At 46.7% G+C, this 18505-nt stretch carries 17 protein-coding genes; 11 read left to right on the forward strand and 6 right to left on the reverse strand.

Translation table 11 applies throughout. The features are described from left to right. Positions 1–13 precede the first annotated feature (13 nt). Entirely contained in the window at positions 14–319 is a 306-nt protein-coding gene (locus B853_RS02305; RefSeq protein WP_005447923.1) for an ArsR/SmtB family transcription factor, read from the forward strand. 131 nt (positions 320–450) lie between these two features. Here B853_RS02305 and rpsT read toward each other — a convergent pair whose 3' ends face one another. After that, positions 451–711 carry a 30S ribosomal protein S20 gene (rpsT, locus tag B853_RS02310; RefSeq protein WP_005440571.1) on the reverse strand — a complete coding sequence of 87 codons (261 nt, stop codon included), beginning with the start codon at positions 709–711 and terminating at the stop codon, positions 451–453. 294 nt (positions 712–1005) lie between these two features. On the opposite strand from rpsT, the gene murJ reads away from it, so the two are divergent. The 6 genes from murJ to ispH all read left to right on the forward strand — a co-directional run bounded on the left by murJ (position 1006) and on the right by ispH (position 8695). Next, positions 1006–2568, forward strand: a complete 1563-nt coding sequence (murJ, locus tag B853_RS02315; RefSeq protein WP_010446005.1) for a murein biosynthesis integral membrane protein MurJ — start codon at positions 1006–1008, stop codon at positions 2566–2568. A gap of 69 nt (positions 2569–2637) precedes the next feature. Then, positions 2638–3573, forward strand: coding sequence for a bifunctional riboflavin kinase/FAD synthetase (ribF, locus tag B853_RS02320; protein ID WP_010446007.1), 936 nt, complete (start codon positions 2638–2640; stop codon positions 3571–3573). 64 nt (positions 3574–3637) lie between these two features. After that, the gene (gene ileS, locus B853_RS02325; RefSeq protein WP_038884910.1) at positions 3638–6466 is read left to right on the forward strand and encodes an isoleucine--tRNA ligase; all 2829 of its coding nucleotides are present in this window, start codon (positions 3638–3640) and stop codon (positions 6464–6466) included. 73 nt (positions 6467–6539) lie between these two features. Continuing rightward, positions 6540–7046, forward strand: coding sequence for a signal peptidase II (lspA, locus tag B853_RS02330; protein WP_005440576.1), 507 nt, complete (start codon positions 6540–6542; stop codon positions 7044–7046). A gap of 227 nt (positions 7047–7273) precedes the next feature. Next, a complete protein-coding gene (fkpB, locus tag B853_RS02335) occupies positions 7274–7705 on the forward strand; it encodes an FKBP-type peptidyl-prolyl cis-trans isomerase (RefSeq protein ID WP_005447933.1) in 432 nt (143 codons plus the stop codon). Between the two features lie 24 nt (positions 7706–7729). Next, positions 7730–8695: a 4-hydroxy-3-methylbut-2-enyl diphosphate reductase gene (ispH, locus tag B853_RS02340; RefSeq protein WP_038884908.1), complete on the forward strand. Its 966-nt coding sequence runs from the start codon at positions 7730–7732 to the stop codon at positions 8693–8695. Positions 8696–8777: 82 nt separating this feature from the next. On the opposite strand, the gene btsR is transcribed toward ispH, so the two are convergent. The 3 genes from btsR to B853_RS02355 all read right to left on the reverse strand — a co-directional run bounded on the left by btsR (position 8778) and on the right by B853_RS02355 (position 12831). Beyond that, positions 8778–9506 carry a two-component system response regulator BtsR gene (gene btsR, locus B853_RS02345; protein ID WP_038884907.1) on the reverse strand — a complete coding sequence of 243 codons (729 nt, stop codon included), beginning with the start codon at positions 9504–9506 and terminating at the stop codon, positions 8778–8780. A gap of 31 nt (positions 9507–9537) precedes the next feature. Continuing rightward, positions 9538–11208 carry a sensor histidine kinase gene (locus B853_RS02350; RefSeq protein WP_038884905.1) on the reverse strand — a complete coding sequence of 557 codons (1671 nt, stop codon included), beginning with the start codon at positions 11206–11208 and terminating at the stop codon, positions 9538–9540. Between the two features lie 138 nt (positions 11209–11346). After that, positions 11347–12831, reverse strand: a complete 1485-nt coding sequence (locus B853_RS02355; RefSeq protein WP_010446027.1) for a carbon starvation CstA family protein — start codon at positions 12829–12831, stop codon at positions 11347–11349. A 316-nt stretch (positions 12832–13147) separates the two neighbouring features. Between B853_RS02355 and B853_RS02360 the strand changes: the two genes are divergently transcribed. Both B853_RS02360 and B853_RS02365 read left to right on the forward strand, forming a co-directional pair. After that, positions 13148–13489: a DUF2799 domain-containing protein gene (locus B853_RS02360; protein ID WP_010446028.1), complete on the forward strand. Its 342-nt coding sequence runs from the start codon at positions 13148–13150 to the stop codon at positions 13487–13489. A 110-nt stretch (positions 13490–13599) separates the two neighbouring features. Continuing rightward, the gene (locus B853_RS02365; protein WP_010446029.1) at positions 13600–13929 is read left to right on the forward strand and encodes a hypothetical protein; all 330 of its coding nucleotides are present in this window, start codon (positions 13600–13602) and stop codon (positions 13927–13929) included. A 72-nt stretch (positions 13930–14001) separates the two neighbouring features. Here the strand turns inward: B853_RS02365 and murQ are convergent, their stop codons facing one another. Beyond that, on the reverse strand, positions 14002–14928 hold the full coding sequence (murQ, locus tag B853_RS02370; RefSeq protein ID WP_038884904.1) for an N-acetylmuramic acid 6-phosphate etherase: 927 nt from the start codon (positions 14926–14928) through the stop codon (positions 14002–14004). Between the two features lie 64 nt (positions 14929–14992). Further along, complete coding sequence (locus B853_RS02375; RefSeq protein ID WP_038884903.1) at positions 14993–16105, reverse strand: anhydro-N-acetylmuramic acid kinase; 1113 nt, start codon at positions 16103–16105, stop codon at positions 14993–14995. Positions 16106–16205: 100 nt separating this feature from the next. On the opposite strand from B853_RS02375, the gene nagZ reads away from it, so the two are divergent. Together nagZ and B853_RS02385 are read left to right on the forward strand one after the other, a co-directional pair. Further along, the gene (nagZ, locus tag B853_RS02380; protein ID WP_038884902.1) at positions 16206–17189 is read left to right on the forward strand and encodes a beta-N-acetylhexosaminidase; all 984 of its coding nucleotides are present in this window, start codon (positions 16206–16208) and stop codon (positions 17187–17189) included. A gap of 238 nt (positions 17190–17427) precedes the next feature. Then, positions 17428–18501 (forward strand): 3-deoxy-7-phosphoheptulonate synthase, encoded by a 1074-nt coding sequence (locus tag B853_RS02385; RefSeq protein WP_010446034.1) that lies wholly within the window; start codon positions 17428–17430, stop codon positions 18499–18501. Positions 18502–18505: the final 4 nt, after the last annotated feature.

The following is an 18505-nucleotide window of genomic DNA, read 5'->3' on the forward strand; positions in this document are numbered from 1 at the left end:
AGAGGTCCAACACATGAATCTACAAGAAATGGAGAAAAACTCCGCTAAAGCCGTCGTGTTGCTCAAGGCGATGGCAAATGAGCGACGACTACAAATTCTTTGCATGTTACACAATCAAGAGCTGTCGGTTGGGGAACTGTGTGCGAAATTAGAGTTAAGTCAGTCTGCTCTGTCTCAGCATTTAGCTTGGCTTCGTCGTGATGAATTAGTTGCGACAAGAAAAGAAGCGCAAACGGTATACTACACATTGAAGAGCGATGAAGTAAAAGCGCTAATTCAAACACTTCATGGCCTTTATTGTGCAGAAGCAACTGCGTAATGACAGGTCACGAATCAGAAAAGCTGGCACTGCCAGCTTTTTTATTATCTTGAATTCGAGCTTTGCTGAAATTTAGGTATAAAAAAACCGGCGTTAGCCGGTTTTTTCTTCACTGTATAATCAAGTTTCTATTAAAGAGCTTTGATTTGTGCAGCGAAACGAGACTTATGACGTGCTGCTTTGTTCTTATGAACAAGGCCTTTAGTCGCCATGCGGTCTAGGATAGGTGTAACTGCAGCGAATGCAGCAGTTGCAGCTTCTTTGTCGCCTGCTTCGATAGCAGCAACAGTTTTCTTCATGTAAGTACGCATCATTGAGCGACGGCTAGCATTGTGCTGACGACGTTTCTCAGCTTGGATAGCGCGCTTCTTAGCAGATTTACTATTTGCCAAGGGTCTAACTCCCAAAAACTTATTTCTATGACAATTTAAGGGCGAGGACTATCCCTCATTTGCGCCTAAATGTCAAATGATTTGTGCAAAAACCAATCGAAACCAAAACAAATTTTGGTAACAAAGGTCATCGCGGTTAAGATGGCGGGGATTCTAACAGTATTTTTAGACCATTGCTAATAATTATCCGCTTAGATCTAACAATAACTGGATATATTTTTTACGCCCATTTGGAGCTTTCAAAGGCTTAAAGGAATAGGGTTGGCTATCTTTTGGTGATATTCCGAGGTTACAGTGAGTAAACGACTGCTCAAGTCAGGCATGATCGTCAGTGCCATGACATTAATTTCGCGCGTTCTAGGTTTAGTTCGTGACGTAGTGGTAGCAAACCTGATGGGGGCCGGTGCAAGCGCTGACGTCTTCTTTTTTGCCAACAAAATTCCTAACTTTTTACGCCGCCTATTTGCTGAAGGCGCTTTTTCTCAAGCTTTTGTTCCGGTGTTGACGGAGAGCCACGCACAAGGGGACATGGATAAAACGCGAGAATTGATTGCTCGCGCTGCTGGTACGCTTGGTGTGATTGTCTCGATCGTCACTATTATAGGTGTACTGGGCTCTGGAGTGGTTACCGCTCTATTCGGTTTTGGCTGGTTCTTGGACTGGATGCATGGTGGCCCGTCAGCTGAGAAGTTTGAACTTGCCAGCGTAATGCTCAAGATTACCTTTCCTTATTTATGGTTCATCACTTTTGTTGCCTTATCGGGAGCCATTCTCAATACTCTAGGTAAGTTTGCGGTTTCTTCTTTTACTCCCGTCTTCCTCAATGTGATGATCATTTTGGCGGCGTGGTTTATTTCTCCCCAGATGTCACAACCAGAGATTGGTCTTGCCATTGGTGTTTTTCTTGGTGGTTTGGTTCAGTTCTTATTTCAAATTCCTTTCCTTATTAAAGCGGGAGTTATGGTCAAGCCCAAATGGGGCTGGCGTGATCCGGGTGTAGTGAAAATCCGCACACTGATGATTCCAGCTTTATTTGGTGTGTCAGTAAGCCAAATCAACTTATTGTTTGATACCTTTATTGCCAGTTTCCTACAAACGGGTTCAATCAGTTGGCTTTACTACTCAGATCGCTTATTGGAATTCCCATTAGGTCTGTTTGGTATTGCTATTGCGACCGTAATTCTACCTGCGTTATCACGTAAGCACGTAGATGCTCACAGTGAAGGCTTTGCACACACGATGGACTGGGGCATTCGTATGGTGACCTTATTAGGCATTCCTGCAATGCTTGGTCTGATGGTGTTGGCAAAGCCAATGCTGATGGTGTTGTTCATGCGTGGAGAATTCTCTCCACAAGACGTACACCAAGCTTCTCTCTCTTTATTAGCGTATGCATCGGGCTTACTTAACTTTATGTTGATTAAAGTGCTTGCGCCGGGATATTACTCGCGCCAAGACACTAAAACACCGGTGAAATACGGCATCATTGCAATGCTGACCAACATGGTCTTCAACGCGATCTTCGCATACTTCTACGGTTACGTCGGTCTCGCGATAGCGACGGCCTTGTCTGCCTTTGTGAACATGGCGCTGCTCTACCGCGGTTTACATATTGCGGGTGTGTACCAAGTAACCAAACGAACGGTCTTCTTTATTATACGTTTGATGGTTGCGGGGGCTGCCATGGTTGCAGCAATTTTGTGGCAGTTAGAAGACATGTCGGTATGGCTAAATTGGAGCTTTGCTCACCGTAGTGGCGTGCTGGGAATGTTGATAGCACTGGGTGCCAGCGTTTACCTTGCCGTAGTGTTTTTACTCGGCGTACGTTTAAAAGACCTAAAAGCTGGGACAGAATAAGGTGGATTGGTATATAATCCGTCAGTTTCACACAGTGCAAAGTAAAACAGAGGCAGAAAGCAGTATCCAATGGAACTGATTAGAGGTATTCACAATATCAAGTCGCGCCATCACGGTTGCGTACTGACTATTGGCAATTTCGATGGCGTACACAGAGGCCATCAACAAGTATTGCAGCAAGTGTCAGAACAAGCGGAGAAACTTTCGTTATCTTCAGTTGTGATGACCTTTGAACCTCAGCCGATGGAGTTGTTTGCCCGAGATAAGGCACCGGCAAGGTTAACAAGACTGCGAGATAAGTTTGTTCAGTTGAGTAAGCTCAGTATTGATCGCTTGCTGTGTGTTAACTTCAATCGCCATTTTGCCGACCTAACTGCGGAAGAGTTTATCCGTGACTTGTTGGTGGAGCGATTGGGTGTTAAGTTTCTGGTCATTGGTGATGATTTTTGCTTCGGCAAAGGTCGGACTGGCAACTTCGCAATGTTACAAGAAGCTGGGAAAAAGTATGGCTTTGAGGTCGTGAGTACCCAGAGCTTTTGCCTACAGCAATTACGAGTGAGTAGCACAGCTATCCGCAAAGCACTGGCTCGTGATGATTTGCATTCCGCACATGAGATGCTGGGAAGAAACTACAGCATCAGCGGTCGTGTTTCACACGGAAGAAAGCTAGGTCGAACCATTGGGTTCCCTACCGCAAATATTCCGTTGAAACGCTGTGTATCTCCGGTTTCCGGAGTTTATGTTGTTCAAGCGCTTGGCTTAGGAGATAAGCCAGTTGGTGGTGTCGCTAACATTGGTCAAAGGCCAACAGTGAATGGTGTTCGCCAACAGTTAGAAGTACACTTATTCGACTTTCACGCTAATTTATATGGCAGACAGCTAGAAGTGGAACTTTTGCACAAACTTCGAGATGAGCAAAAGTTTGAGTCGTTTGAAGCACTTAAACAACAAATTGAATTGGATGCTGAAGCAGCAAGGGTGTGGCTGCGTCAGCTTAAGCGTTGAGCGGTTTATTCCACCGTCCAACATAATGTCTAATTTTCGCCCAATATAACGGAATTAAGAATCGATGAGTGAGTATAAAGATACCCTGAATTTACCTGAAACAGGGTTTCCAATGCGCGGCAACCTGGCCAATCGTGAGCCAGAAATGCTTGAGCGTTGGTACAAAGAAGATCTTTACGGTGAAATCCGTAAAGCTAAGAAAGGCAAAAAGTCATTCGTATTGCACGATGGCCCTCCTTATGCGAACGGTGACATTCACATTGGTCACGCATTAAACAAGATTCTTAAAGACATTATTATTAAATCCAAAACACTTTCAGGTTTTGACGCACCATACATTCCAGGCTGGGACTGTCACGGTCTGCCAATCGAACTGATGGTAGAAAAGAAAGTAGGTAAACCAGGCCAAAAAGTGACGGCAGCTGAATTCCGCGAGAAATGTCGTGAGTACGCTGCAGGTCAGGTTGAAGGTCAGAAAGAGAGCTTCAAGCGTCTTGGTATCATGGGTGAATGGGACAAGCCATACCGCACTATGGATTTCGCTACTGAAGCGAACATCATCCGTGCACTTGGTAAGATCGCAAGCAAAGGTCACCTACTGAAAGGTTTTAAACCAGTTCACTGGTGTACAGACTGTGGCTCAGCTCTTGCTGAAGCAGAAGTTGAGTACAAAGATAAAGTATCGCCATCTATCGATGTTCGCTTTAAAGCGGCAGACGAAGCGGCATTGCTATCTAAGTTTGAACTGACTGAAGGTCATGAAGGTCAAGGTGACGTATCTATCGTTATCTGGACAACAACGCCATGGACACTGCCAGCAAACCGCGCAGTATGTCTACGTGATGATCTAGAGTACGTACTTATCCAAACAGAAGGTGACAAAGCTGAGCGTATCATCGTGGCTTCTGAACTGGCGAAAGACGTAATGGATCGTGCGGGTATCGAGCACTTCCACAACCTAGGCTTCGCGAAAGGTTCGGATCTAGAGCTTTCTCAGTTCCAACATCCATTCTACGATTTCACAGTACCGGCGATCCTTGGTGATCACGTTACGACTGATTCAGGTACTGGTGTTGTTCACACTGCACCTGGTCATGGTCAAGAAGACTTCGCGGTTGGTAACAAGTACAACCTAGAAGTGGCTAACCCAGTTGGCTCAAACGGTGTTTACCTACCGGATACTGAGCTATTCGCAGGTCAGCACGTATTTAAAGCGAATGATGCAGTAGTAGAAGTACTGAAAGAAAAAGGTGCACTACTACACCACCACGCATACGAGCACAGCTACCCACACTGTTGGCGTCATAAGACTCCAATCATCTTCCGTGCAACACCACAATGGTTCGTATCAATGGACCAAGCTGGCCTACGTGCTAAAGCACTAGAGTCAATCAAGAGTGTTGAGTGGATGCCTGAGTGGGGTCAAAGCCGTATCGAAGGTATGATCGAAGGTCGCCCTGAGTGGTGTATCTCTCGTCAACGTACTTGGGGTGTGCCAATTGCTCTGTTCGTTCACAAAGAAACAGCAGAACTTCATCCAAACACATTAGAGCTTATCGAGAAGGTAGCTCAGTTGGTTGAAGAGAAAGGCATTCAAGCATGGTGGGATGTTGATTCAGCAGAACTACTAGGCGACGAAGCAGACCAGTACGAAAAAGTACTAGATACGCTAGACGTATGGTTCGATTCAGGTGTTACTCACTTCTCAGTAGTTGATGCTCGTGAAGAGTACAACGGCAACAGCGCAGACCTATACCTAGAAGGTTCTGACCAACACCGTGGTTGGTTCCAGTCTTCTCTAATTTCATCTATCGCGATGAAAGACGAAGCACCTTACAAACAAGTACTGACACACGGTTTCGTGGTTGACGGTCACGGTCGTAAGATGTCGAAATCTATCGGTAACGTGGTTGCACCAAAAGACGTAACCAACAAGCTAGGTGCTGACATCCTTCGTCTATGGGTTGCTTCTACTGACTACACTGGTGAAGTTGCGGTTTCTGATGAAATCCTAAAACGCAGCGCAGATGCGTACCGTCGTATCCGTAACACAGCACGTTTCTTCCTTGCTAACCTAAGCGGCTTCAACCCAGCAACAGACATCGTTCCTGCAGAGGAAATGGTGGCACTAGACCGTTGGGCAGTTGGTCGTGCACTAGCAGCACAAGAAGAGATCATCAAAGCGTACGATGAGTACAACATCCACGCAGTAACTCAGCGTCTAATGCAGTTCTGTTCTATCGAGATGGGTTCATTCTACCTAGACGTAATTAAAGACCGTCAGTACACAGCGAAGCAGGGTGGTCACGCTCAACGTAGCTGTCAGACTGCACTTTACTACATCGTAGAAGCGCTAGTTCGTTGGATGGCACCAATCATGTCGTTCACTGCAGATGAAATCTGGAATGAAATGCCAGGTGAGCGCGACAAGTTCGTATTCACTGGTGAGTGGTTCGATGGACTATTTGGTCTTGCTGAAGGCGAAGAGCTAAACAACGAGTTCTGGACTGAAATCCAAGCGGCTCGTGGTGCGGTAAACAAACTTCTAGAAGATGCGCGTAAAGAGAAAACTATTGGTGGTGCGCTTCAAGCTGAAGTGACTCTATTTGCTGATGACGCTCTAGCAGCGAAAATCAACAAACTAGAAGATGAACTACGCTTTGTTCTATTGACTTCAGCAGCGACAGTGAAGCCTCTAAGTGAGAAGACTGATGCAGCGCAAGCGACGGATATCGAAGGTTTGTTCGTTGAAGTAGCAGCAGCACAAGGCGAGAAGTGTGATCGTTGTTGGCACCACACGCCAGACGTAGGCACAATCGAAGGTCACGAGAAGATCTGTGGTCGTTGTGTGTCGAACGTAGACGGCGAAGGTGAAGTACGTAAATTCGCGTAATTGCCTAGAACGACTGAACTTTTTTTAAAATTAACAGCCCCAGTATTTACTGGGGCTGTTTGTAGGTAAAGTAATGAGTGAAAAAGCACTGACGTTAAAGCAATCTGGAGTTCGCTGGCTGTGGTTAGCAATTCTGGTATTTATTGCAGATATTGGCATCAAATTGGTGGTGATGGACAACATGGGCTACGGATGGGCAAACCGAATTGAGGTGCTGCCATTCTTCAACCTACTTTATGTTCATAACTACGGTGCAGCATTCAGCTTCTTGAGCGATCAAGCGGGTTGGCAGCGCTGGTTGTTCACAGGTATCGCGTTTGTTGTGACAGGTCTGTTGACTTACTGGATGAGCAAGCTCCCTGCGAAAGAAAAATGGAACAATATCGCCTATGCATTGATTATCGGTGGTGCAGTGGGTAACGTGTTTGACCGCGTAGTTCATGGTTTTGTTGTTGATTACCTAGACTTCTTCTGGGGAAATTACCACTGGCCAGCATTTAACCTTGCAGATACGACTATCTGTATTGGTGCTGCAATGATCATTCTTGATGGCTTCCGCAAAAAGGACGCTGACAAGTAATCTTTTGCGATATATAGAATAACCCTAAGCGTCGTCGGTTGATTCTGGCGACGCTTTTTAGTATACCCGTCATATTTGAAGCTGCAGCGTTGTTGACTGCGAGAATTCCCCCTAATCACATAGCGCACTATGCTCATAGGGAGGAATTATCTTGTCGCCTAGCCGCAACTCCAACTATTTAGGGTATACACCAAGAAAAACAATAATGACCTCAAGGAAGCAGTAACGTGACAACAATAAATCAAGATTCAGCAGTAACGCTGCACTTCACCATCAAAATGCAAGATGGCTCTGTAGCAGACAGCACACACAACATGGGGAAGCCTGCTAAATTCGTGATGGGCGATGGCAGCTTGAGTGAGAACTTTGAGCAATGCCTACTAGGCTTACAAGTAGGTGAACAAAAGGCCATCGAACTAAAAGCTGCTGACGCTTTTGGTATGCCGAATCCAGACCATATCCACCATATGGATCGCACTAAGTTTGTTGGCGAAGCGGAAGTTGAAGTCGGCACAATCATGGCGTTCAGCGGTCCAGATGGTATGGAAATCCCAGGCATCATTACTGAGATTGCTGGTGACTCAGTAACAGTGGACTTCAACCATCCACTTGCGGGGCAAGACGTGACTTTCGAAGTCGAAATTTTGTCAGTAGAATAGCGACCCAAATAAAAGATAACTTCCATGAGCAATGAAATGAAAATCCTGTTAGCTAACCCACGTGGTTTCTGTGCTGGTGTTGACCGTGCGATTAGCATCGTAGAGCGTGCGCTAGAGATGTATCAGCCACCAATCTATGTTCGACATGAAGTGGTACACAACCGCTTTGTGGTTGAAGGTCTAAAGCAGCGTGGTGCTATCTTCGTTGAAGAATTGCACGAAGTGCCGGACGATAATATTGTGATTTTCTCTGCTCATGGTGTGTCACAAGCGGTTCGTCAGGAAGCGAAATCTCGCGACCTAACCGTATTCGACGCGACTTGTCCGTTGGTAACCAAAGTACATATGGAAGTAGCGCGCGCGAGCCGTCGAAATATGGAAGTGGTGCTGATTGGTCACGCTGGTCACCCAGAAGTGGAAGGCACAATGGGTCAGTACTCTAGCGAGACGGGCGGCATGTACCTTGTGGAAACGCCAGCCGATGTCGAGAAGCTAAAAGCGATCGTAAAAGATCCATCTGATCTGCACTACGTAAGCCAAACCACATTGTCTGTTGATGAAACCGCAGATGTGATTGAAGAGCTACGTCGCGTATTCCCAGAGATTCAAGGGCCGCGTAAAGACGATATCTGCTATGCAACACAAAACCGCCAAGACGCAGTGCGTGAGCTTGCAAACGATGTAGATGTGATGGTGGTCGTGGGTTCCAAGAATTCATCGAACTCAACGCGTCTAAAAGAGCTGGCAGAGAAACTCGGCACGCCTGGCTACCTGACTGACTGTCCAGAAGACATTAAGCCTGAATGGTTTGAAGGTAAAGGCAAGGTTGGTGTGACTGCTGGTGCATCTGCGCCTGAAGAGTTGGTTAATCAAATCCTAGATCGTATCAAAGAGTTGGTTGGGGCACAGGCAGTGGATGAAGTGCTTGGTCGTGAAGAGAACATGTTCTTCGAGGTACCAAAAGAGCTGCAAATCAAGCAAGTCGATTAAGACAATTCGAATGCTAAAAAGGCGACCACAAGGTCGCCTTTTTTAATTGGATATTTTTACACAACTCCGTCAGAGTCAGCCCCTAGTGGCTGATACCTAGCAGCTCTTTGAGCACTTTTAGGTAACGACGGCTCACCGGGATCTCAAAGCCGGTTTTGGTGATGATTTCCGCCAGTCCATTTTCGAGTAGCTTAATCTCACTGATGGCTTTAATGCTGACCAGATACTGTCGATGGCAACGCACCAATGGGGTTTTCTCTTCCAAGATTTTTAGCGTGAGCTGTGTGCTGGCGGTTTGGCTGGTGGAGCGTACATGCACTCCGCTGATGTCGCTGTAAGCGCACTCAACCGTTTCGGTTGCCATGATCACAATGCGGTTGTGTCCAATGCAAGGTATCTGGTCTAGGCTCTCGGGCGCGATGGCTGATAGTTGCTGAGTGAGCGCGGATTGACTCATTACTTTGTTCAGGCGCTTGACGGTTTTCGTCAAACGGCATGGGTCAACGGGCTTGAGCAAGTAGTCGAACGCGTTGTCTTCAAAAGCTTGGATAGCGTATTGATCGTAGGCGGTCACAAATACCACGTAAGGCATGGTCTCTGGGTCTAACATGCCCAACAGCTCTATGCCCGTCACCTGTGGCATTTGGATGTCGAGAAACACCACATCAGGTTTGAGCTCATTGATCTTCTTCAGCCCCATGATGGCGTTTGACGCGTCGCCAATCACCTCAATCTGGCCTGTTTCATCCAATAGCTCTGCTAACTCTTCACGAGCGAACTGTTCATCATCAATGACGAGGGCGGTTAACATCCAAGACTACCTTTGTGCGTTTTCACTGTACTTATCGCGAGTGGGGAATGATAAAACTCATTTTAGTAAATTGGTGCTGCTGAGAGGTAATTTTTAGCGCTGAATCACGCCCAAATTGATTCGATAAGCGCTTATCGACAATTTCCATCCCCAAACCAGAATGATTCTCTTTTGGCGGCTCATAACTCCCAGCGTTGTCCTCTACGGTAATCAGCGCACCTTGAGGATGAGCTTGGCTGTAAATCTTCACTTTGCCGCCTTCTAACATATTGGAAATACCATGCTTGATGGCGTTCTCAACGAGCGGTTGAAGAGTAAAGCTTGGTAGCTTGATATCCAGCAGTTCTGGTTCAATATCAATCTCTATTTCTAAGCGATCGGTAAAGCGCGCCTTTTCGATCGACAAGTAGGAATTCACGTGAGCCAACTCCTCCTTTAGCGTCACGGTGTTGATGTTCTGCTTTAAGTTACTGCGGAAGAAGTGCGATAGGTTTTGGATCAGTTCTCGCGCCTTATCTGGATCTCGACGAGTAATGGCGCTGATGGTGTTTAGCGCATTAAACAAGAAGTGTGGGTTCACCTGTGCGTGCAGCAGTTTGATTTCTGCCTGAGCCAGCAGGGTTTGTTGTTGCTGATAATCGCCATACAAGATTTGGCTCGATAGAAGCTGAGCGATGCCTTCCGCCATTGACATGTTCGCAGTAGAGAACAGTTTGCGTTTTGGCTCATAGAGTTTAATGGTGCCCACTACCTCTTTACCTGCGCGCAAAGGAATGATCAACGCAGAGCCCAACTTACAATCTTTCGCTAATGAGCATTGGTAAGGGCGTTCACTGCCATCAAGGTAGATGATGTCGTTCTTCTCCATTGAATCGAGTGTACTTTGCGATGAAATTGGAGTATTTGGCCTATGGTGATCATCCCCGATACCAACGAAAGCCAGAATCTTTTCTTGGTCGGTAATGGCGACCGCGCCGACTTTGGTTTCTTCATAGATGATACGGGCAATCTTATCGGCGTTCTCACTATTAAATCCGTTGCTAAGAATGCCGACAGAGCGGTCGGCAATGCTCAATGCACGTCGAGAGAAGGTTGCTGAGTACTTTTCAAAAATGGTTTTACGATCTTGTAGGATGCTCATGAACAGTGCTGCACCGACTGAGTTGGCAATGATCATCGGAGCCGCAATGGCAGAAACGAGTTCATAGGCTTGCTCGAATGGCTTGGCCACGGCGAGTAAGACGATCATCTGCACAATCTCCGCTACAAAGGTCACGCTGAAGACTACACTGGGGTTAAACAGCATCGAGCCTTTTTTTCGCTTAATTAGGTAGACATGTAGCAGGCCGCCAATCAAGCCTTCTGCCGTGGTAGAGATTGCACAGGCTAAATCTGTAAAGCCCCCTAATGTATAGCGGTGAATGCCTCCGGTTAATCCCACTGCAAAACCCACTACAGGTCCGCCAAACAGGCCTCCCATCACAGCGCCAATAGCACGAGTGTTGGCAATAGCATCATTAATGTGCAAGCCGAAGTAGGTTCCTAGAATACAAAAGCCAGAGAAGAGTACGTAACAAATGAGCCGATGACTGAGGCGAGAAGAGATACTCAGCAAAGGTAAAATGATCGGCGTTTTACTCAGCATGTAAGCCAGCACTAAGTAAACACACATTTGTTGTAAAAGGGAGATGACCAGTTCCATAACGAACCTAACCTAAAAATGATGTTTTTATTGTAAGTGAATTAAATCTTCGAAGAGGAACAAAAAGAGCCTGCAAAGGGCAGGCTCTTGGTTTATCCAGACATTGATAATGAATCGGTTAGCAAGCGAAGGGATTCATTATGCGGTTTCTGAGGCTGTTTGTGGTTTCTCTTCATCAGCCAGTTCAGTCTCACCTTTGCCTTTAGAAATCTTGATAACGTAACCCGCCGCCGCTAGTGCGAATAGAACGCCAGCGATAGTCGAGATTTGCATCGGCAGACCAAAACCTAGTGTGCTGTTGTTTAGAATGAAAGTCACACATACGGTTGTCATGAACACTGCTGGTACGGTGGTAATCCAGTGCAACTTGTTGTGGCGTAGTAGGTAAGCCGACGCCGTCCAAAGCATCATTACTGCTGTTGTTTGGTTTGCGAAGCCGAAGTAGCGCCAGATGATACCGAAGTCTACTTGAGTCAGGATGCCGCCGATAACGAACAGTGGTACAGCCATTAGCAGGCGGTTACGCAGTGTTTTCTGTTCCATGCCGAAGTATTCAGCAAGAATCAGGCGGCTAGAGCGGAACGCTGTATCACCCGATGTGATTGGTAGGATAACAACACCAAGGAAAGCAATCACACCACCGAATACACCTAGTAGACCAAATGACGCGCTGTATACCACATTGCCAGGACCGCCGTTCTTCACAGCTTCTGCTAGACCATCAAGTGTACCGAAGAAAGACAAAGCGATAGCACACCAGATTAGCGCGATAACACCTTCACCAATCATTGCGCCGTAGAATACGAAGCGCCCGTTCTTCTCGTTCTCCATACAACGCGCCATCAGTGGAGACTGAGTTGCGTGGAAGCCAGAGATTGCACCACATGCGATAGTGATAAATAGCGCTGGCCATAGGGGCATATCGTTCGGGTTCAAGTTAGTGAACATGTCGCTCACTTGGAAGTCGCCCATTACCGTGTGCTCGCTAGAGAACGCAACCGCTGTCATAAGACCAACAGACATGAAGATCAGGAGTGCGCCGAACAGTGGGTAGAAACGACCGATGATTTTATCTACAGGAACAATTGTCGCGATGATGTAGTAAGCGAAAATCAACACAACCATGGTTGTCATGCTCACGCTTAGGCTGGTTTGGTCGTTGATTAGGTTAGTGATCATGCCTGCTGGCGCTGAGACGAATACCACACCAACAAGAAGCAATAGGACGATGGCAAAGATGTTCATAAAGTGTTTTGCGCCATTACCTAGATAGCGACCGGTAATCGTTGGTACTGATGCACCGCCGTTACGAACAGAAAGCATGCCTGAGAAGTAATCGTGTACCGCACCTGCGAAGATACAACCTACAACAATCCACAACATTGCCGCTGGGCCGTATAGGGCACCCATGATTGGACCGAAGATAGGACCAACGCCAGCAATGTTAAGTAGTTGAACAAGGTAAACACGTTTGGTTGACATTGGAACGTAGTCAACACCGTCGGTTTTCGTATGGGCAGGAGTTTGGCGATTCTCATTGATACCGAAAACTTTCTCAACGAAAGCGCCGTAGATGAAGTATCCGCCGATGAGGGCTGCGACACAGGTTAGAAACCACATCATAGCAATTGTCCTTGGTTTATTAGGTAGGGTAATTTTTTAAGCTCAGGATGTATCTTATTCGCCTCTTTTGTTAAGCGCATTCGCTCTATGGATGAGCGGTCGAATAGAGAAGCGAGTGGTCGATATAAGGATTAAGTGGTTTTATCGTTTGCTTAGTGGTCGGGGTATCCATTGAGTGGTGGAATTCGGTGTTCAATGGTCGTTATATATTGTGAGTGGTCATAGGAGAAACTCAGCGGTCAAATCGAAACAGCAGCGGCAAAGCACAGGCTTTAGTGGTAAGCTTGTTTGGAAAACAACTAGTTAAGGAAGAATGATGAAAAAGGCAACGTTAGGCTTGGCGCTGGCTTTACTCGCTGGGTGCGCGGCAACCACGGAAGAATTGGCGCAATCTGGTGACTGGTATCAGATCGGTTATCAAGATGGTATTGCAGGGCATACTTCTCGCACAGTGAAAGAGCTTAATCAACTCGGTAATGCTCAGCAAGGTGACTATGACCAAGGTTATCTAGAAGGTGTGACGGAATACTGCAATCCGGATTTCGCTTACCAAATGGGCTTGTCTGGTCAGTATTATGAAGGTGTGTGTGAAGGTACGCCCCAAGCGCAGAAGTTCCGTATGGAATGGCAACGCGGTTGGAATGAATACAGCAACTAGTTCTGTTTCATAATCAAGACGGCAATCCCCCCTGTTAATCTTCTGACATTTGAATTTTATTGCTTTGGTTTACTGGTGGTATCAGATTCAATCAGAAGTGAAATAGAAATATGAAGAAGATCTTTTTGGTCGCATTGGCGCTCTTTCCCCTAACGGTTGGTGCAACCAATGTATTGAAAGAGTCGATAAAGATGAAGCGTAAGTACGATCATGACAAGCATCGTATTACCAACACCATCAATCACACTAAGCGTAATATCAAAGAGATCACCGATGGCACTTATGTAGAGAATCAGGTAAAGCGTGAAGTAAACCAAACCACGCGCAAGTACACCAACAAAGTGGATAACGTTAAGAACATAGCGAATCCCGAACACATCAAACGTAAAGCGAATGACAAGCTTAACCAAGAATTTGATGAATGGTTGTACGAAGACTAATTCTTGATACCAGAACAAAAAGGAGACCTTGAGGTCTCCTTTTTGTTTGTTTTAATTTTACCATCAGCTCCGCTATTTGGGCTGGTGGCTTTCCACAGCCTTACGCAAGAAGCCATCTTGGTGATGCAGGTGCGCGCGAGCGGAATCGATATCAAGATCGGTCAGGATCATTAAGATCGCCAACTTCACTTCGTAATCCGTTTGTTTGAGTACTTCGGTTGCTTGCTCTTTGTTACAATCGGTCGCTTGCATCACGATACGTGCGGCACGCGCGACGAGCTTGTTGTTGGTCGCCTTCACATCGACCATCAGGTTTTGGTAGCTCTTACCCAAACGGATCATGCTTGCTGTGGTCAGCATATTCAGAACCAATTTCTGCGCGGTACCCGATTTCAAACGTGTTGAACCAGTCAATGCCTCTGGGCCTACAACAGGACAAATCGCGATGTTAGCGATGTCTGCAATGGGAGAATCTGGATTACAAGATAGCGCCACAGTTGTCGCGCCAATTTCATTGGCGTACTCCAAACCGCCAATCACATAAGGTGTACGTCCACTAGCGGCAATGCCCACCACCACGTCGCGGCTGGTGAACTCAATGTCTTTCAAATCTTGTTCGCCTAGAACTGGAGAGTCTTCCGCGCCTTCTTTGGCTTTGAGAATCGCCTCAGGGCCACCTGCAATCAAACCAATCACCATTTTGTCAGATACACCAAAGGTTGGCGGACATTCTGACGCATCAAGCACGCCTAAGCGGCCACTGGTGCCCGCGCCCATGTAAACCAGACGACCGCCGACTTTAAATGCGTCGGTGATCTTATCCACCGCGAGTGCGATTTCTGGCAGCACTTTCTCTACCGCAAGCGGCACAAGTTTATCTTGCTGGTTAAGACGCTGAACAATGTCCAGAGATGGTAACAAGTCGATGTCCATCGTATCTGGGTTGCGCCCCTCTGATACAAGATGGGCAAGAGCAGCAATAAGCGCGTCATTTGTCATAGTGGTTTAAGCCTTTTGAATACTGATTTTTGTTTATCTTGTCGTTGTGTCTGGCACAACACATTTAGTTTTTAGGATAGAGCACACCAAGCGAAGCAAGACGGCTTGCGCCAGTCACTTCAGGTAAGTTGCTCGGCTGTCCGTCGATATGTCGCTGAGCGAGCCAAGCAAACGCCATGGCTTCCATGTAGTCGCCATTGACGCCTTTTTCATCGGTTGTTGCGACTTGCCACTGCGGTAGAAGTGCCGCTAAACGCTGCATCAGTAGGGGATTTCTCGCACCACCTCCACACACCAACAACTGTGGCTGCTGGCCATACGTGAATTTCTCCACTTCGTTTGCAATGGTCTTCGCCGAGTATTCACACAGCGTGCGTTGTACATCTTGTGCGGAGGTATTGTGGTGGGCCAACTGTTGATGTAGCCAATCGATATTGAACAGCTCTCGTCCTGTGCTCTTAGGCGCCGACATTGAGAGGTAAGGCTCTGCTAAGAGTTGAGTTAGCAGTGCTGCATCGCTGTTGCCTTGCAGAGCAAATCCTGCGTCTTTGTCGAAGGCTTGTCCCGTGTGTTGTTCACACCATGCGTCCATCAACGTGTTGCCTGGGCCGGTATCGTAGCCAATCACAGCTTGCTCAGGATGCAGTACCGAGATATTGGCAATTCCACCGATGTTAAGCACCACGGTAGTGGAATCTTGCATGGCAAAAATGCTTTTATGGAAAGCTGGGACGAGTGGTGCGCCTTGACCACCTAATGCCATGTCTTTACGACGGAAGTCTGCCACGGTATCAATACCCGTTTTAACAGCAATGATGTTGGCATCTCCCAGTTGAGTCGTGAAGGGCAGATCGCCTGTTGGCTGGTGGAACACGGTTTGACCATGATTTCCAATGGCTCGGATTTGCTCAGCAGAGTAGCCAGACTTATCTAACAACTGTAAAACCGCATCGGCAAATAGGTGCCCAAGCTGGTGGTCAAGCTCACCAATGACTTTAAGGTTCGTGCCTTGGCCGGTGCAAACCGACAGTAGCGTCTGCTTAATATGAGCGGGCATTGGATAGTCATCGTGTGCGATTAAGCGAACACGGTTATCTTCGATTTCAACCAGAGCGGTATCTACGCCGTCCATGCTGGTTCCAGACATCACACCGATATACAGTTTGTTAAGATTCACAGCCAATTCCGTCAATTCTTCGATTCACTTATTGTAAAGCAATTCTGAAGCGAATAACCTCATCGAATACGAGATATTCAGCCGATTTTGAGGAGAAAAAATGGGACCGTTATGGGTTGATGTTGCAGGCTATGAACTGACTGCAGAAGACAGAGAAATTTTGGAGCATCCAACGGTTGGTGGTTTGATTTTATTTACGCGTAATTACCACGACAGCGAGCAGCTTCAAGCTCTTACCCAATCTATCCGCAAAGCGGCGAAACGTCCGATTTTGATTGGTGTTGACCAAGAAGGCGGGCGCGTTCAGCGTTTCCGTGAAGGTTTCTCTCTGATTCCTGCGGCAGACGAATACGCCAAACACCAAAACAGTGAAGAATTGGCACGCATGGGTGGTTGGGTGATGGCTGCAGAGTTGATAGCTCATGACATTGACCTAAGCTTCGCGCCTGTGTTGGATAAAGGTCATCAGTGTAAGGCGATCGGCAGCCGAGCTTTTGGTGAGGATATGGATACCATTTTGCGTCATAGCACCGCTTATATGCAGGGCATGAAGAGTGTCGGTATGGCAACAACAGGTAAGCACTTCCCGGGCCATGGCGGTGTGATTGCCGATTCACACCTAGAGACGCCGTACGACGAGCGTAGTGATATCTTTGAGCAAGATATGGCTATTTTCAAAGCGCAAATCGATGCTGGCATCTTAGATGCGATGATGCCTGCTCATGTCATTTTCCCAAATTATGATGATCAACCTGCAAGTGGCTCAGAGTACTGGCTAAAACAAATCTTGCGCCAGCAACTTGGCTTTAAAGGTTTGATCTTCTCTGATGATTTGACCATGGAAGGCGCTGCGATCATGGGCGGTCCTGCTGAGCGTGGTATACAAGCATTAAGAGCGGGTTGTGACATGCTGTTGGTTTGCAACAAGCGCGATGCGCAAGTAGAAGTACTCGATAACCTGCCAATTACTTCCGTTTCTCTTGCTGATGCCTTGCTGAAAAAACAAAGCTTTTCACTAACCGAGTTAAAATTGTCTCATGAGTGGAAAGACGCCACTGAGGCCATGAAGCGATTGCTTGGTTAGCCATGTAAAGCCTAAGTGCTGCTTTACTTGGGATATACGTAAAGTGTCGAAAACACCTATTTTAAGCCGAAGTGCCCTGCATTTCGGCTTTTTATTTGCGTGTAAATTTATTTTTACACTGAATGTTTTTTATTGTGTACACTTGAATTTCTTTTTTAGCCTGTTATCTTGTCGATAAAGCTTAGTTGTCTCACCAAGGAATTGGTTGGGTGTAAATAAAAATATACAGGTCGAAGTTATGCAAAGAAGTGAATTGAGCAACATTAACATCAGCGAAGAACAAGTACTGATCACGCCAGAGGAGCTAAAAGTTAAGCTTCCTTTGAGTGAAAAGGCACGTCGTTTTATTCAAGAGTCTCGCCAAACCATCGCTGACATCATTCACAAAAAAGATCATCGTCTGCTTGTTGTATGTGGACCATGTTCTATTCATGACGTTGAAGCTGCGAAGGATTACGCAAAGCGTCTAAAAGCTCTTTCTGAACAACTAAGCGACCAACTGTATATTGTAATGCGTGTTTACTTTGAGAAGCCTCGAACCACGGTTGGTTGGAAAGGCCTGATCAATGACCCACACCTAGACGGCAGCTTCGACATTGAACACGGTCTGCATGTTGGTCGCGAACTGCTGGTTGAATTGGCTGAGATGGAAATCCCGCTAGCAACAGAAGCCCTTGACCCAATCAGTCCACAATACCTTGCAGATACTTTTAGCTGGGCAGCGATCGGTGCTCGTACGACTGAGTCACAAACTCACCGCGAGATGGCAAGTGGCCTTTCTATGCCGATTGGCTTCAAGAATGGTACGGACGGTAGCTTGGCAACCGCTGTTAACGCGATGCAGGCGGCCTCTTCTAGTCACCGTTTCATGGGGATTAACCGTGAAGGTCAGGTAGCGCTACTTACTACACAAGGCAATCCTAATGGTCACGTGATTCTACGTGGTGGTAAGCAAACCAACTACGATTCAGTATCAGTGACAGAATGTGAGCAAGAAATGGCGAAGTCTGGGCTTGATGCTTCATTAATGGTGGACTGTAGCCATGCAAACTCACGTAAAGATTACCGTCGTCAGCCATTGGTTGCGGAAGACGTGATTCACCAAATCCGTGAAGGCAACAAGTCGATTATCGGCTTGATGATTGAGAGCCATATCAATGAGGGTAACCAATCTTCTGAGCTAGCTCTTGAAGATATGAAATACGGCGTATCGATCACCGACGCATGTATCAATTGGGATTCAACTGAGGCACTATTACGTCATGCACACGAAGAGCTGGTGCCTTTCTTAGAGAATCGTCTAAAAGGCTAACAAC

The organism is Vibrio rotiferianus CAIM 577 = LMG 21460 (assembly GCF_002741985.1).
GTDB lineage: Bacteria > Pseudomonadota > Gammaproteobacteria > Enterobacterales > Vibrionaceae > Vibrio > Vibrio rotiferianus.